Genomic DNA, 14,826 nt, shown 5'->3' with positions numbered 1-14,826 from the left:
CGCTACGGCGGACCTCTGACAAACGAAGGACGCCAACAGCCCCACCGCATACGATCGTCACGTGACCAGCGCACTCGCCCGATCGTTCGAGAACGGCGCCGACGCCTACGAGGCGTTTCGCCCGCCGTATCCTCCCGCGCTCTTCGACGACATCGCTCGCATCGCCGGCCACCCCTGGAGCGCGCGGATCCTCGATGTCGGCGCGGGCACCGGCCGCGCGACGGTCGAGCTCGCCCGACGCGGCGCGCGCGTGGATGCCGTCGAACCGTCGAACGACATGATCGCCGTGCTCACGCGTCGCCTCCAGCACGAGGGCGTCGCCTCCCGCGTCACCGTGCGGAAGGCGACGTTCGAGGACGTGGCTCCGAACGGGACCTACGAATCCGTCGTCGCCGCGCAGTCGTTCCACTGGACCGACCCCGAAACGCGATGGAGCCGCCTTGCCTCGCTGCTCGGATCCGATGGACACGCCTTCCTCTTCTGGAACGCGTGGAGCCTCGACCCGGCCCATCACGACCTCGACGCGGTGACCGCCGTGTACGGAGAGAAAGCGCCCGACCTGCCGCCGGATCTCCCGCGCGATCTCGTCTCCCGCATGTGGGCCGACGGAGAGATCGACGCGCATCCCGACGTGCACCTCGCGGACCGCCGCTCGTATGCCTGGGATCACGAGATGTCGGCCGCCGGCTATCTGCGGCTTCTCGGCACGATTTCAAGCTATGCGATCACCGATCAGAGCGTGCGCGACGAGCTGTTCTCGGCGTTGGCCCCGACGCTCGGCGACACGGTGCGGCTGAACGGGACAACGTTGCTCCTCGTCGTCGGCGCGACGTGAGCCGGATCTGCACATCCGTCTGAGCCATGATGGAAGCGTGACCTCCACTCCCCCGATCGGCCTCCTGCTCGACGTCGACGGCCCGATTTCCAGCACCCGCACTCGCACCCTGCGTCTCGACCGTCTCGCCGACGACCTCGTCGCCTTCGCCGCGGCGGGGTGTCCGGTCGTGTTGAACACGGGACGCTCCGCCGAATTCCTCGCCGATCAGATCATGCCGCGCCTCGTGCGCGCGGGCCTCGCCCCGACGGATCCGCTGTGGGGCGTCGGCGAGAAAGGCGGAACCTGGTTCTCACTCGAAGATCGGGGCGGATCCGCGTACGTCGGCGCCGTGCACGAAGATCACGACCTGTCGCCGAGCGAGGGGCTCGTCGCGGCGAGCCAGGCGATCGCGGAGGAGTTCTCGGACGTCGTCTTCTTCGACGACACGAAACGCACCATGATCTCCTTCGAGCAGCACGTCGAAGTCGCCAGTGATGCCTTTCTCGCGCGTCGTCCTGACCTCATCGCCGCCATAGAACGCCGCGTCTCAGAGTGCGGCGAGGAGAAGCGGATGTCGATCTACCCGACATTCATCGCCGTCGACATCGAGCACGTGGACAGCGGCAAGGCCCTCGGAGCGCAGCGCGCGCTGGAGCTGCTCGCGGAACGCCTGGACCCTCCGCGACGGTGGTTCACGGCGGGAGACTCCGGGCAGGACTACGACATGGCCGAGCACTTGCATGCGGCCGGTTACGAGGTCACCCACCTCGATGTCCGGCTCGACGGCGAGGTACCGGACGTCCCGTATGCGGTGATCCGCGAGCGTCCGGCGCTCGACGACGGCGTCGCCGAGGACGATCTCACCGCGCGCCACATTGCGAGGCTCCGCGCCGAGCTCGGGATCTGACGCACCGCGTTGGCGCCCACTGGGGCGTTTATTGGCGCCCTACGTGGCATACGCGAGTGCATCGGTGCCCTTTCCACGTCCTCGAACGGCGCAACCGCACTCGCCAACCGCGCGCCCGGCGAAGGGCGGCAACGCACGCACCGACGCCGACGCTGACGTCAGTTCTTGCTGTCGCGCCAGTCGAGCCAGCGCTGGATCGCGTCCAGGTCGACGTCGTCGCCCGAGACGCCCAGCGTGAACAGGCGCACGCCGGCGTCGTAGAGCGCGTCGGCCTCTTCCACGCCCTTCCCGCGGAGCTCGTTCGAGATCACCAGACGTGACGCGTCGTTGCCGTCGGTGTCTGCCCACCGCGAGATCACGTCGAGCTTGTGCGGCAGTGTGTCCGGCCCCGCGAAGCTGTGCCAGATGTCGGCGTGCCGCGCCACGAGCCGCAGTGTCTTCTTCTCGCCCGCTCCTCCGATCATGACCGGTATCCGGCGCGTCGGAGCGGGGTTCAGCACCTCCCAGCGAGCCTCGATCCGCGGCAATGCGTCGGCGAGGGCGTCGAGACGAGATCCGGCCGTGCCGAACTCGTACCCGTACTCGTCGAAATCGCGCTCAAACCACCCCGAGCCCGTCGCGAAGAGGAAGCGCCCCTCGCCGTCCCGGGCCGAGATGTGATCGATCGTGCGCGCCATGTCCGCCTGGAGGTCGGCGTTCCGGTAGGCGTTGCAGTTCACGAGCGTGCCGAGCTCGATCCGCTCGGTCTGCTCAGCCCACGCGGCAAGCACCGTCCACGCCTCGAAGTGCGTCCCGTCGGGGTCTCCCGTGAGCGGGACGAAGTGGTCCCAGTTGAAGAGGATGTCGACCCCCATGTCCTCGCATCGCTGCGCGGCGTCGCGCATCGCGGAGTAGGACGAATGGTGCTGGGGCTGGATCTGCACGCCGAGGCGCACCGGTGTGTCGAGGAGAGGCATGTCGCCATCGTAAAGCCGTCTCGCCACCATGAATACGGTGACCTCCGCCTCTTCTGTGCCGAGAGGTCGTCGGAGGGCCAGGTCCGCGCGGTTGCAGCCGTCGTCCTGCGCCGGTCGCCTGCGAGAATGAGACGGTGACCTTGCGCCCGCATCTCTTCAACCTCGGCCGGATTGGGGCGGGCCTCGTCGTGGCCGATGCGATCGCCGACCTCGAACGGGCGATCGCGACCGGGAGTGCCGTCGTCACCGCGCCTCCCGGCACAGGGAAGACCACCTTCGTCCCCCCGCTCGTCGCCAACGTCCTCGGCGGCACCGGAAGCGGGCGCGTCGTCGTCACGCAGCCCCGCCGTGTCGCGGTTCGTGCGGCGGCACGGCGAATCGCGCAGCTGGCCGGCTCCACGCTCGGCGGACCCGTCGGCTTCACCGTCCGCGGCGAACGCACTGTCTCGGCCGCTACCCGGATCGAGATCGTCACGCCCGGCGTCCTGTTGCGGCGACTCCTCGCGGATCCCGCACTCGACGGCGTCGATGCCGTCATCGTCGACGAGGTGCACGAGCGATCGCTCGACGGCGACCTCCTGTTGGGGATCCTCGCCGAGGTGCGCGCCCTGCGCGACGACTTCAGCCTCGTTGCGATGTCCGCGACGCTCGATGCTGACGCCTTCGCCGAGCTCCTCGGCGCCGCGGTCGTCCAGGTCCCCTCTGCCCTCCACCCTCTCCGCATCGACTACGCCCCGCCCGCTGGATCACGGCTGGATGCGCGCGGCGTCACGCGCGCGTTCCTCGATCACGTCGCGCGCGTCGCGGTGGAGGCTCAGGCCGCCGATCGCTGCGATGCGCTGGTCTTCGTCCCGTCCGCACGCGACGTCGACAGGGTCGTCTCTCGGATCCGCGATCTCACGTCAGCCGTGGATCCGCTGCCCCTGCACGGCCAGCTGCCCGCGCGCGAGCAGGACCGTGCGACGTCGGGGCGCGAGCCCGGATCCGGGTTGCCGCGCTTCGTCGTGAGCACGTCGCTTGCCGAGAGCTCGCTCACGGTTCCCGGGGTGCGGCTGGTGATCGACGCGGGCCTCTCGCGTGAGGTGCGGAGAGACCAGGCTCGCGACATGTCTGGGCTCGTCACCGTCAGCGCGTCACGAGCGAGCGCGGAGCAACGTGCCGGTCGCGCCGCCCGACAGGGTCCGGGACGTGTCGTGCGAACGTACGGCGAAGCGGAGTTCGCGGCATTCCGACCCGACGTCGGACCCGAGATCCAATCTGCCGACCTCACCGACGCGGCGCTGCTGCTCGCCGGGTGGGGTACGCCGGAAGCGCGCGGCCTGAGCATGCTCACTCCCCCGCCCGAGGCGTCGATGCGGCAGGCGACCGCCACGCTCGAGTCGCTGGGGCTCATCACGAACGACGGACGCATCACGCCGCTCGGGGCTCGCATCGCCCGGATGCCGATCACGGCGCGGGAGGGACGCGCGCTGCTCGCCGCCGTGGGAGCGGTGCACGCTCCCACCTCGGCGTCCGAAGACGAGAACGAGCCCGGATCCGCACGCGCGATCGACACCCGGTCCGCAGCAGAGATCGTCGCAGCGATGTCGAGCGGCGTCCGCGAGCCCGGCGGCGACCTCGCCGCCCTCGTCCGAGCGCTCCGACGCGGCGAGCCCGGGTCGGGTCGCTGGCGCATCGAGGCGAAGCGCCTCGCGCGACTGGCCGATGGGCATGGATCCGTCCCGACGCGCGAGCGCGCCGGTCCCTCGGCCGAAGGAGCGGATTCGGCAATCAACAAAGCGCCATCATCGACCGCGGAAGTCCAGGAGGGCGATGGCGCAGTTCCTCGTGGCCCTGCGCCAACCGATGATCTCTCACACGCGGCAGGAGTTGTCGCGGCCCTCGCACGGCCCGCCTGGATCGCGCGACGTGCGAGCGACGGATCTCGTGCCTACGTATTCGCGAGCGGGACGCGTGCCGCGCTCCCCGAGGGATCGTCGCTCGCAGGATCCGAGTGGATCGCCGCCTGCGAAGTGCATCGCGCCGAGGGACGGGCGGCCGACGCGACCGGCGCGGTGATCCGTCTCGCCGCGGCCATGCACGAACAGGATGCGCTACGCATCGGCGGCGTACGCGCGCTCCGGCACACGACGGTCACCGAACGACGGGTCCGCGTACGCGAGGAGCGCCGCGTCGGCGCGATCGTACTGTCCTCGACACCGGCCCGTCCTCAGCCCGACGAATGCGCCGGCGCCTTCGAGGAGCACCTGCGGGCGAACGGTCTGCGCGACCTCGCGTGGCCGGAAGCGGCGACCTCGCTTCGGCGACGTCTCGCGCTCCTTCATCGCACGCTCGGGGATCCGTGGCCCGATGTGTCAGACGGCGCCCTCGTCGCCCGGCTCGACGAGTGGCTGAGCGCCGACCTGCGGCAACCGTCACTCCACAACATCGACCTCGTCACGGCGCTGAAGCGGATCCTGCCCTGGCCAGACGCGGCGCGACTGGGCGCCCTCGCTCCCGAACACCTCGCAGTGCCGTCAGGCTCGAGCGTGCGCATCGAGTATCCCGAGGATCCCGATGCCCGCCCTGTCGTCGCCGTGAAGCTGCAGGAGGTGTTCGGGCTCGCCGAAACACCACGACTTGCGGACGGCCGCATTCCCGTGCAGTTCCACCTGCTCTCCCCGGCGCGGCGACCGCTTGCCGTCACGGACGACCTGGCGTCCTTCTGGAACGGCCCGTATCAGGACGTCCGCAAAGACATGCGAGGCCGCTACCCCAAGCACCCGTGGCCCGAGGATCCGTGGACCGCGCCCGCCACCGCGCGCACGAACCGCGCGCTGCGAGGTTAGACTCAGGCCACCTCAGCCCGTGAGGATCGAGAACGCGACCGGGATCTGCTCGCCGTCGGAGCTCATCATGACTGAGATGCTCGCGACGTCCGCCATCCCGTCGGCGGTCGACGACAGGTCGACGAAGTCGCCCGTGCACTCGACCTCCTCCGAGGCGCCGGTCGGGCCGTCCGCCTCGGCGTCCGTCGTGATCTCCCACGCGATTGTCGCGCGATGCCCGTCCCCGAGGCATGCCGCACGGATCACCGCGATGTCGGTCGGCTCCTCCGTCCAGTCGAAGGACGCGCCGTTCGGCTCCGCACCCACCTGAGCCCCCGTGCCGAAGTCTGTGTCGGACATCGGCGGACGCTCGGAGATCGACGCGAACCAGTCATCCGATTCGTCTTGGGTCGGCTCGCTCGCGCATCCTGCGAGGATGACGGCGGCGACGGCCAGGACCGGGAACGCAAGGGATCTCGACATCGCGTCAGCGTATCGCTGTCCAGTGCGACACCCGGTCAGCGCGCGCCGCCGAGCCATCGGCGGCGCCACCCGCGCCTCGGGACCGCGCTGGGTCGCTGTTCCTCGGTGACCCGCTCGCGTCGCGCCGCGCGCCGATCCCGCCACGCCCGAAGGTCGTCGTCGACGTCGTGTAGCGGCGTCACCACGGGCGGTCCGCCCTCCAACTGCATCCGCGCCCGCTTGACGCGGCGGTTGAACTCCTCGAGGTGGGCTCGCACGTCCTCTTCGCGCGAGAACTCATCGAGCGTGGCCTCCATTGCACGGTGTTCGTTTCGCAATTGGATCGCCGGCGGTGCCAGACCCGTGAGATTCTCGCGCTCGATCTTCCGCCGAATCCACCAGTCAGGGTCATGTCCCCCGTCAAGCCCGTCGATCGGCTTGCCCGCGCCCGGCAGGTTGTCGAACTCACCGCGGCGCATCGCCAGCTGAATCGACGCTTCGACCGCCGAGATCCGCTCTTCGCGCGTCGTCCACTGCGGCGGTCCGGTGTGCTGCTCTTCGGACTCTCCGTCTCGTTCCGCGCGGTATCGCGCAGCGTCTGCACGCGGATCCGACATGCCGTCAGCATACGCCGCGCCGCCCTGGCCCGGTAGGCGGTCAGGAGGTGAGGATCACGAGGTCCGAGGTGGCACGTGTCATCGCGACGTAGCGATCGACCGCACCCGTGACGCCGTCGCCGAAGGAGTCGGGGTCCACGAGCACGACGAGGTCGAACTCGAGCCCCTTCGCCTCCGGCGGCGTCAGCGCCGTGACGCGCGGAAGCGGCGGCACGTCGGCGGATCCGATCACGCACGCCACGCCTTCGTCGTGCTCGCCGAGCCATCGCTCGAGGATGCCTGCGAGATCTCCCGCCCGCGCGTGGAGGACGGGGCGGCCCGTCTCGCGCACCGACGTCGGCACGTTCGCGTCCGGGAGAGCCGCACGGATGACCGGCGCCGCCTCCGCCATGATCTCCGCGGGCGTGCGGTAGTTGATCGTCAGCTCCGCGAGCGTCGACCGGGCGATCCCCAGCGAGGTCAGTCGCTCCTGCCACGTCTCAGTGAATCCGTGGCGTGCCTGCGCGCGATCCCCCACGACCGTGAAGCTCTTCGACGGGCACCGCCGGATCAGCATGCGCCATTCCGCGGGCGACAGCTCCTGCGCCTCATCCACGATCACGTGTGCGAACGGGCCGGCGAGGGCGTCGGTGGGGAGGGTAGGCAACGCGCCCGGGTCAATCAGGCGCTCCTGCATGTCCGAGGCGTCGAGCATCAGCGACGTGCCCTCTCCGTCCTCGTCCGCATCGTGCAGGTACTCCACGACGGTTTCGATCCGCTCGCGTTCCGCGGTGAGGGCGCGCGCGTGTGCGAGGCGGCGCTCTGTGGCCGCCGGATCGCCGATGAGGTCGCGCGCTGCGTCCAGCAACGGAAGATCGGCGAGCGTCCAGGCCGTGCCGTCCGTGCGGCGGATCCGCTCGGCGTCGTCATCCGGCAGCCACGCGGCGTGACCCGCGATGAGTGACGGCGAGGTCCACAGCGCGGCGACCAGCCCGGCCGGCGACAGCATCGGCCAGACGGCGTCGAACATCTCGCGCAGGCCCGTGTGATGCTCGAGCTCTCGCCGAGCAAGGTGCGGCGGCATCTCGGTCACCTTCGCTGTGACCAGATCGAGCAGCTCGTTCCACACCGTCTCCCGTGCCTCATTATGGGGCGTCCCGTCGTCGGCCGCCTCGAAAGCTTCGGCCCATTCGTCCGGTTCGATATCGATGTCTGCCCACGATGTCGCCACGACCGTCGGCTCGTCGGGAACGCGTTCGTACTCGCGCACGATTGCGGCGATCGTCTGCTCCCACTCGGTCCGTCCCTTGATCGCCGCCACCCGCGGATCCGGTTCGGCCGACGCATCCGCTCCCTCGGCGACGAGGCGGCGCAGCGTGGCGATTCGCACGCTGTCCTCGCCGAGGCTCGGCAGCACGTCGTCGACGTACGAGAGGTAACGGTCATTCGGTCCGAGGAACAGCACGCCTCCGCCCGTCCGCGACACGCGCGCGTCAGCGTACAGCAGGTAGGCCGCGCGGTGGAGCGCCGCCACGGTCTTGCCCGTGCCCGGCCCGCCGTCGACCACGAGCGCGTCGCGGGAGGCCGCGCGGATGATGCGGTCCTGATCGGCCTGGATGGTTCCGAGTACGTCACGCATTCGGGGCGAGCGGGATCCGCCGAGGCTCCGGATGAACGCGGAGTGCTCGTCGAGCGCGCGCGAATCGGTCGGCAGCTGCGGGTCGAACACCTCGTCCCAGAAGTCGACGACGTGCCCGAGCTGCCAGAGGAAGCGTCGCCGCATCGCGAGCCCCGTCGGATCCTCGTGTGTGGCCCCGAAGAACGGCTCGGCGGCCGGCGCGCGCCAGTCCACGAGCAGACGCTTCCCCTCGGGAGAGACGAGTCCGGTGCGACCGATGTAGAGCTCCTCGCCGCCGTCCGCCGGCACGATCTTGCCGAGACACAGGTCTCGGGTGAAGCGACGCAGGACGGTTTGACGCGACACCAGACGATGCACGGCGATATCGCGGTCCATGGCGTCCTGGCCCGCGCCTCCGTCCGCACGACGCACGTCGGAGAGACGTCGCTCGACGTCCGCGCGCGCCGCCTCGAGCGCGCGGTCGATCTCACGCAGGCGCGCATCATCGGTCGAATCGAGCGTCGGCGCGGGCGACGACGAACGGTTCTGCGTGCGGCGGGAGGCAGATGCGGGATCAGTCACGTTGCTCCATTCTGCGGCATTCTGTGACGGCAGGCGCCGAGAGGGTGGCGCGCCCGCGGTGACCTGCGGCCGGGAATGCGACAGGATGGGCCCATGATGAGCCACGATCCGCGCACGGGACGTCGCGCCGAAGAAGCGCTCGATGAGTTCCAGCTTGCCGAAGACAACCCGCACTTCCGCGTCGACATCGAGCGCATCCGCTTCTCGCCGTACTTCTCGCGTCTGTCGGCCGTCACGCAGGTGATCGCGCAGACGGGCGCGGGCCTCGCCGTGCACAACCGGCTCACGCATTCCGTGAAGGTGTCGGCCGTCGCGCGCGCCATCGCCATGCACCTTCACCGCGACGAGGGCGCCATGGGCGAGGTCGTCGCCGACCTCGGCGGCTGCCATCCGGTCGTCGTCCAGGCGGCGTCGGCGGCGCACGACGTCGGACACCCGCCGTTCGGTCATCTCGGAGAGCAGACGCTCGACCGACTGGCGCGCGGACGCTTCCAGCTGACCGAGGGCTTCGAGGGAAACGCGCAGACGTACCGGATCCTGGCACGTCTCGACGAACACAACACGCCCGGCGTCGGACTGAACCTCACGCGCGCCGTCCGTGCGGCGGTGCTGAAGTACCCGTGGCTGCGCGGCGACGGCGGAACGCGCCGCGGGGCCGCGAGCGGCAAGTACTCGATGTACGCCGTAGACCTGCATGACGCCGAGGATGCGCTCGGCGCATATCCCGCGATCGACAGCGGACAGCAGACGCTCGAGTGCTCGGTGATGGACATCGCCGACGACATCGCCTATTCGCTCCACGATCTCGACGACTTCTATCGCGCGGGGCTCCTCAATCAAGCCACGATCGCTGGCGAGTTCCACGCGTGGCGCCGTGAGGTCGCGAATCTGCGCACTCTCGACTCTGCCGCGCTCGCGGCGCAGCCGAGGGTGCCCGGCCACGCGCTCGAGCTGCTCTGGCGACGCCTCGCCGACCGCGATCCGTGGATCGCCGATGCCGACGCGTTCGACGCGGCGGTTGCGCGCGTGAACGACGAGGTCATCGAGGGCCTGCTCACCGTGCCGTTCGACGGGTCCCTCGCCGCCGACCGCTCGCTCGCGCGCTTCACGACCGAATGGATCCACCACCTGCAGTCGTCGATCGAGGTGCACCGCGACCCCGCGCACCGCTCGGGCCACGTCAGCCTCGATCGCACGGCCTGGCACGAGGTTGCCGTGCTGAAGTTCCTGCACGAGCGATTCATCCTCGACCGGCCCGATCTCGCCGTGTACCAGCGTGGGCAGGCGAGCGTGCTCGAACGCCTGGTCGACGGGCTGACGGCCTGGCTGGACGACCCGTACGACGTCAGAAGGGCGCCGCGACGCCTGCTCGACCTCGTCGACCTGGCGACCGAGGACTACTTCCAAGCTCGCAAAGCGCGGCCCGATCTCCTGACGACGCAGAACGACGCCGAGCTGCAGCGCTGGTCGGTCGGCCGCGGGATCATCGACTACGTCTCGTCGCTCACCGATGCCCAGGCGATACAGCTCGACGCGCTTCTCCGTGGTCAGACCGAGCGTCTGTGGGAGGCCGGACAGGGGCTCTGAACGACGCGATTGCCTCGGGTGAGCGCACGTCTTCTGCTGCTCACGTTGCGACGGCCCCCCATTCGGGGCATAGACTTGCCCGCGGACTTGGTCTGCGGCGAATCGCGCGCGCGGGCGCTTCGACGATGAGCACCGTTGGCTTCACAAGAGCTGATCACACCCCGGGTGGCCTCGTCTCCGTCGATTGACTTAATGGTCTGCCGCGCCATCTGCGCGCAGAAAGGATCTCTATGCTCGGTTCCACCCTTCAGACCACGCTCGATACTGTCCTCGCCCGGAATCCCGGCGAGCCCGAGTTCCACCAGGCCGTCCACGAAGTGTTCGATTCGCTCGCCGTGGTGCAGGAGCGGCACCCCGAGTACAACGACATGGCGATCCTGACGCGTCTGTGCGAGCCCGAACGGCAGATCATCTTCCGCGTGTCCTGGGTGGACGACGAGGGCAACGTCCAGGTCAACCGCGGTTTCCGCGTGCAGTTCAACTCCGCGCTCGGACCGTACAAGGGCGGCCTGCGATTCCGCGAGTCGGTCAACCTCGGCATCGTGAAGTTCCTCGGCTTCGAGCAGATCTTCAAGAACTCCCTCACCGGGCTGCCGATCGGCGGCGGCAAGGGCGGCAGTGACTTCGACCCGGCAGGCAAGTCCGACGGCGAGGTCATGCGCTTCTGCCAGTCGTTCATGACCGAGCTGCACCGCCACATCGGTGAGCACACCGACGTCCCCGCGGGTGACATCGGTGTGGGAGCGCGCGAGATCGGCTACCTGTTCGGTCAGTACAAGCGCCTCACGAACCGCTACGAGGCAGGAGTGCTCACCGGTAAGGGACTCGACTGGGGTGGATCGCTCGTGCGCAAGGAGGCGACCGGGTACGGCGCCACGATCTTCGCGCAGGAGATGCTGGCGGCGCGCGGTGAGAGCCTCGACGGGCGCACGGCGATCGTGTCGGGATCCGGGAACGTCGCCCTCTACGCGATCGAGAAGGTCCACCAGCTCGGCGGCACGGCGATCACCGCGTCCGACTCGAGCGGATACGTCGTGGACGAGGATGGCATCGACCTCGGACTGCTGAAGCAGATCAAGGAGGTCGAACGGGGGCGCATCAGCGAGTACGTCGACCGCCGCGGCGGCCGTGCGCACTACGTCGCCGGCGGTTCGGTCTGGGAGGTTCCGGGCGACGTCGCCATCCCGTCCGCGACGCAGAATGAGCTGCACGAGAACGACGCCATCGCGCTCGTGAAGAACGGCGTGCGTGCCGTCTCGGAGGGCGCGAACATGCCCTGCACGCCGAAGGCCGTCGATATCTTCCAGGACGCGGGCATCGCCTTCGGGCCGGGCAAGGCGGCGAACGCCGGAGGCGTCGCCACCAGTGCGCTCGAGATGCAGCAGAACGCGTCGCGTGACGCGTGGTCGTTCGCCTACACCGAGGAGCGGCTGACCGACATCATGCGCGGCATTCACCAGAATGCGCTCGAGACCGCGGAAGAATTCGGTCGGCCCGGCAACTACGTCATCGGCGCGAACGTGGCGGGCTTCCGCAAGGTCGCCGACGCGATGATGGCCTTCGGCGTCATCTGATCGATTCGACTCAGGGATGCGGCCGGTGGGACATCCCACCGGCCGCACCCTTTTCGGGCGTCGTCCGCATCAACGAACGCGCGCGGTCGTCGTCACTCCTCGACGCGAATGAGATGGAACAGCGGGATCCCGTCGACACCATCTACGGTGGTCGTGCCGCTCATCGACAGCCACACGCGACTCTCGCCTCGGTACTCTCCCGCCCAGTCGGTGAGTTCCTCCGTTGCGCCCTCTCTGTCGACCGGCCCCTGAAAGAACTCGCAGTGTGTCGGGATGCCGCGATCGACCATGACGACTTCGGCGGCGTACTCGAGTGAAGATCCGTCCGTCGGCGAGAGGGTCGTCAGGATCATGCACAACCCTTCTGCCTCCTCCGCCTCTGCCATGAGCGGGGCGGGCATCAGTGCATCCACGATGATGTCCTGACCCTCGTGTCGCTCGGGATCGTTCAGGATCGCGGTCAGCTGCGTGGCGCCGACGGGGACGAAGTCGGACTCCTTGGCGTTCGCACGCGCGTCTTCCAGCCACTCCGACTTCTCGAAGATCGCCGCCTCGGCAGCAAGCTCTTCTGCGCGCTGAGCTGCTGCCTCCTCGACCGCGCGCTGATAGAGCGCGTCGGCCCGATTCTCCTCGATGAGGACCAGGGCGAAGAACCCGCTCATCACCAGGGCGATGACGCCGCTCAACGCGACCCCGGTGATGGCAACACCCTTGGGAGCCTTTTTCCGGAGCGCGACGATCGCCGCGATGACGCCACCCGTCGCGATCACGACACCGGCGACCACGAGCACGACGCGGAACTCGTGGAGGATGGGCATCAATGCGACGACCGGTCCCAGGATGCCGGCGACAATCGCGGCGACTCCCCACCAGAGCGGACTGCGACTCTGTCGAGACGTTGCTGGCGGCGGTGATGCCGGCTCGAGAGGAGCATGTGACGTCACTCCACGACCCCCATGAGCGTAAAGAGCGGGAGCTCGTCCTGGTCCTGCATCGGGACCGTTCCCGTCGGCGCGAGCCACACACGTGTCCTCTCGCCGAAGTTCTCAAGGAAGCCACCGATATCCCCTGTGTCAGCCCCTGCCTCGAACGGCCCGTCGATGAACTCGCAGTGCTCCGCGGTGCCGCGATCGACGATGCCGATGCGTGGCATGCGCTCGAGTTCCGAACCGTCCGCCGGAGCGATCGTCGCCTCGGTCAGGCACAGCCCTTCCGCCGCCATCGAATCCGAGGTGAGAGGAAGGATCTGAGACACGTCGACGACGATTCCCTGTTCCGCGTATGCGTCGGGCGCGGCGAGGATCTCTTCCAACGTCGCGGCGTCGACCGCGGCGAAGTCGGACTTAACGGCCTCCGCGCGCGCGTCTGAGAGCCATTCCGATTGCTCGAAGATCGCAGTCTCCTCGGCCTGCTCCTGCGCAAGGCGGCTTTGCTGTTCTTCCGCGTTGCGCTGGACCATCGCCTCGATCTGATACTCGGCGATCACACTCAAGACGAGGAACGCGGTCGTGATCACGGCCACGACCGCGCTCAGGATGAGACCCGTGAGAGCGACGCCCTTGGGCGCCCTCTTCCGCAGCGCGATGATCGCCGCGACGACCCCGGCGATCGCCACCACGATGCCTCCGATCACGAAGGCCATGCGGAGCTCGAACGGAGCAGGCAGAAACGCGATGGTCAGTCCAGCGACGCCAGCAACGATCGCGATGATCCCCAACCAGAGCGCCCCGCGGCTCCCCCGCGGCGCGGCAGGCGGCGAGGGCGCCGATGCCGCCGGTGGCCCCGAATGCGTGGTCACCGGGTGCTGCGTACTGCCGCGCGTGGCGTCGCCCATATCGCTCTTCTCCCCCTGGTCGGCGCCCTCTGGCATCCGTCAACGAAACTGAGCATAGCAAGGTCACAGGCCGCCGCGCTTCGGCGGCGTAATTGGTCGTTCCCGGATCCGAAATCAGCGGTCGTGCGCGGGCGCTGCGCCGATGATCTCGTCGAGTGCCGCCCGCGTCGTCACGCGCTGCGCGATCTCGTCGTCGATCCGGTCGCGTTCCGCGATCAGTCGCTCGGTGAGCTTGCTCGTCTGCGATTCGGGCTGTGCCATGCACGGCAGCACATCCGCGATCGCCGTGGTGCCGAGCCCGGCTGTCAGCAGCTGGCGTACGAGGGCGACACGCTCCACCGCTGATTCGTCGTAATGACGCTGGCCGCTCGCACTGCGGCCCGCCTCGATCAACCCACAGTCCTCGTAGTACCGCAGCGAACGCACGCTCGCTCCGGTGCGTCTGGACAGCTCGCCGATTCGCATCACTTGCCCCTCACATTGATGTCAGGTCTTACCGTAGTCGACATGACACAGAACTCGCATGCCACTCCCCCGCAGTCCCCGGTAAAGCAGCTCCGTCTCGTCGTGGAGGCAGCCGACTTCGACGCGGCCCTCGCTTTCTATCGGGACGCTCTCGGGCTCCCGGAACGCGCCGCGTTCGAAGGTGAGGGCGACGCGCGCGTCGCGATCCTCGATGCGGGCGCCGCGACGCTTGAGATCTCAAACCCGGCGCAAGTGCGCATGATCGACGAGGTCGAAGCGGATGGCCGACCGAGCGCGCACATCCGCATCGCCTTCGAGGTCGACGACGGCGCGGGCAGAACCGAACGCCTGGTGCAGGCCGGTGCCGAGCTCATCGCCGCGCCGCGTGAGACCCCGTGGAGGTCGCTGAACTCGCGAATGCACGCGCCCGCGGATCTCGAGGTGACGCTGTTCGAGGAGCTCGAGGATCCTGAAACCCGACACACGCGCCCGGGGTTCACCGCACCGACCACGTGAGCTGCCGCGACGATCGCGCGTCGAGGTCGTATCGCGACGACCGGCCGAGCTGACCGTCGCGCAGGAGCCCGCCTTCGCGGAGAATGCGTCAACGCTGAGGGCTCC

The 14,826-nt window shown here is 68.9% G+C and carries 13 protein-coding genes; 6 read left to right on the top strand and 7 right to left on the bottom strand.

Features of this window, described 5'->3' with window-relative positions; all coding sequences use genetic code 11:
- Nucleotides 1-61: 61 nt before the first annotated feature.
- Nucleotides 62-835 (top strand): class I SAM-dependent methyltransferase, encoded by a 774-nt coding sequence (locus IEW87_RS09635; protein WP_188712017.1) that lies wholly within the window; start codon nucleotides 62-64, stop codon nucleotides 833-835.
- Between the two features lie 37 nt (nucleotides 836-872).
- Nucleotides 873-1,724 carry a hypothetical protein gene (locus IEW87_RS09630; protein ID WP_188712016.1) on the top strand — a complete coding sequence of 284 codons (852 nt, stop codon included), beginning with the start codon at nucleotides 873-875 and terminating at the stop codon, nucleotides 1,722-1,724.
- A gap of 158 nt (nucleotides 1,725-1,882) precedes the next feature.
- Here the strand turns inward: IEW87_RS09630 and IEW87_RS09625 are convergent, their stop codons facing one another.
- On the bottom strand, nucleotides 1,883-2,680 hold the full coding sequence (locus IEW87_RS09625; protein ID WP_188712015.1) for an LLM class F420-dependent oxidoreductase: 798 nt from the start codon (nucleotides 2,678-2,680) through the stop codon (nucleotides 1,883-1,885).
- Between the two features lie 140 nt (nucleotides 2,681-2,820).
- On the opposite strand from IEW87_RS09625, the gene IEW87_RS09620 reads away from it, so the two are divergent.
- Complete coding sequence (locus tag IEW87_RS09620; protein ID WP_188712738.1) at nucleotides 2,821-5,508, top strand: ATP-dependent RNA helicase; 2,688 nt, start codon at nucleotides 2,821-2,823, stop codon at nucleotides 5,506-5,508.
- Nucleotides 5,509-5,520: 12 nt separating this feature from the next.
- On the opposite strand, the gene IEW87_RS09615 is transcribed toward IEW87_RS09620, so the two are convergent.
- From IEW87_RS09615 to helR, 3 genes are read right to left on the bottom strand one after another with little or no spacing between them, the layout of a single operon-like run.
- Nucleotides 5,521-5,970 carry a hypothetical protein gene (locus IEW87_RS09615; protein WP_188712014.1) on the bottom strand — a complete coding sequence of 150 codons (450 nt, stop codon included), beginning with the start codon at nucleotides 5,968-5,970 and terminating at the stop codon, nucleotides 5,521-5,523.
- A 35-nt stretch (nucleotides 5,971-6,005) separates the two neighbouring features.
- Nucleotides 6,006-6,566 carry a DnaJ family domain-containing protein gene (locus IEW87_RS09610; RefSeq protein ID WP_188712013.1) on the bottom strand — a complete coding sequence of 187 codons (561 nt, stop codon included), beginning with the start codon at nucleotides 6,564-6,566 and terminating at the stop codon, nucleotides 6,006-6,008.
- A 40-nt stretch (nucleotides 6,567-6,606) separates the two neighbouring features.
- Nucleotides 6,607-8,745: an RNA polymerase recycling motor ATPase HelR gene (gene helR / locus IEW87_RS09605; RefSeq protein ID WP_188712811.1), complete on the bottom strand. Its 2,139-nt coding sequence runs from the start codon at nucleotides 8,743-8,745 to the stop codon at nucleotides 6,607-6,609.
- 93 nt (nucleotides 8,746-8,838) lie between these two features.
- Here helR and IEW87_RS09600 point away from each other — a divergent pair, with 93 nt between their 5' ends.
- The gene (locus IEW87_RS09600) at nucleotides 8,839-10,332 is read left to right on the top strand and encodes a deoxyguanosinetriphosphate triphosphohydrolase family protein (protein ID WP_229731069.1); all 1,494 of its coding nucleotides are present in this window, start codon (nucleotides 8,839-8,841) and stop codon (nucleotides 10,330-10,332) included.
- A gap of 230 nt (nucleotides 10,333-10,562) precedes the next feature.
- The gene (gene gdhA, locus IEW87_RS09595; RefSeq protein ID WP_188712011.1) at nucleotides 10,563-11,906 is read left to right on the top strand and encodes an NADP-specific glutamate dehydrogenase; all 1,344 of its coding nucleotides are present in this window, start codon (nucleotides 10,563-10,565) and stop codon (nucleotides 11,904-11,906) included.
- Between the two features lie 92 nt (nucleotides 11,907-11,998).
- Here the strand turns inward: gdhA and IEW87_RS09590 are convergent, their stop codons facing one another.
- The 3 genes from IEW87_RS09590 to IEW87_RS09580 all read right to left on the bottom strand — a co-directional run bounded on the left by IEW87_RS09590 (nucleotide 11,999) and on the right by IEW87_RS09580 (nucleotide 14,205).
- Nucleotides 11,999-12,724: a hypothetical protein gene (locus IEW87_RS09590; RefSeq protein WP_188712010.1), complete on the bottom strand. Its 726-nt coding sequence runs from the start codon at nucleotides 12,722-12,724 to the stop codon at nucleotides 11,999-12,001.
- A 122-nt stretch (nucleotides 12,725-12,846) separates the two neighbouring features.
- On the bottom strand, nucleotides 12,847-13,740 hold the full coding sequence (locus IEW87_RS09585) for a hypothetical protein (RefSeq protein WP_188712009.1): 894 nt from the start codon (nucleotides 13,738-13,740) through the stop codon (nucleotides 12,847-12,849).
- 114 nt (nucleotides 13,741-13,854) lie between these two features.
- Nucleotides 13,855-14,205: a MerR family transcriptional regulator gene (locus IEW87_RS09580; RefSeq protein WP_188712008.1), complete on the bottom strand. Its 351-nt coding sequence runs from the start codon at nucleotides 14,203-14,205 to the stop codon at nucleotides 13,855-13,857.
- 42 nt (nucleotides 14,206-14,247) lie between these two features.
- Between IEW87_RS09580 and IEW87_RS09575 the strand changes: the two genes are divergently transcribed.
- The gene (locus IEW87_RS09575) at nucleotides 14,248-14,721 is read left to right on the top strand and encodes a VOC family protein (RefSeq protein ID WP_188712007.1); all 474 of its coding nucleotides are present in this window, start codon (nucleotides 14,248-14,250) and stop codon (nucleotides 14,719-14,721) included.
- Nucleotides 14,722-14,826: the final 105 nt, after the last annotated feature.

This window comes from Microbacterium faecale, from assembly GCF_014640975.1.
GTDB classification, from domain to species: Bacteria; Actinomycetota; Actinomycetes; order Actinomycetales; family Microbacteriaceae; genus Microbacterium; species Microbacterium faecale.
The sequence above is the reverse complement of the archived record's forward strand: the minus strand, read 5'-3'. Positions and strand labels throughout refer to the sequence as shown.

What these genes read in the sequence shown, in the direction of transcription:
- IEW87_RS09585 (WP_188712009.1), bottom strand. Translation starts at nt 13,740, where the DNA reads ATGGGCGACGCCACGCGCGGCAGTACGCAGCACCCGGTGACCACGCAT.
- IEW87_RS09600 (WP_229731069.1), top strand. Translation starts at nt 8,839, where the DNA reads ATGATGAGCCACGATCCGCGCACGGGACGTCGCGCCGAAGAAGCGCTC.
- gdhA (WP_188712011.1), top strand. Translation starts at nt 10,563, where the DNA reads ATGCTCGGTTCCACCCTTCAGACCACGCTCGATACTGTCCTCGCCCGG.
- IEW87_RS09575 (WP_188712007.1), top strand. Translation starts at nt 14,248, where the DNA reads ATGACACAGAACTCGCATGCCACTCCCCCGCAGTCCCCGGTAAAGCAG.
- IEW87_RS09590 (WP_188712010.1), bottom strand. Translation starts at nt 12,724, where the DNA reads ATGCCCATCCTCCACGAGTTCCGCGTCGTGCTCGTGGTCGCCGGTGTC.
- IEW87_RS09580 (WP_188712008.1), bottom strand. Translation starts at nt 14,205, where the DNA reads ATGCGAATCGGCGAGCTGTCCAGACGCACCGGAGCGAGCGTGCGTTCG.
- IEW87_RS09625 (WP_188712015.1), bottom strand. Translation starts at nt 2,680, where the DNA reads ATGCCTCTCCTCGACACACCGGTGCGCCTCGGCGTGCAGATCCAGCCC.
- IEW87_RS09615 (WP_188712014.1), bottom strand. Translation starts at nt 5,970, where the DNA reads ATGTCGAGATCCCTTGCGTTCCCGGTCCTGGCCGTCGCCGCCGTCATC.
- IEW87_RS09610 (WP_188712013.1), bottom strand. Translation starts at nt 6,566, where the DNA reads ATGTCGGATCCGCGTGCAGACGCTGCGCGATACCGCGCGGAACGAGAC.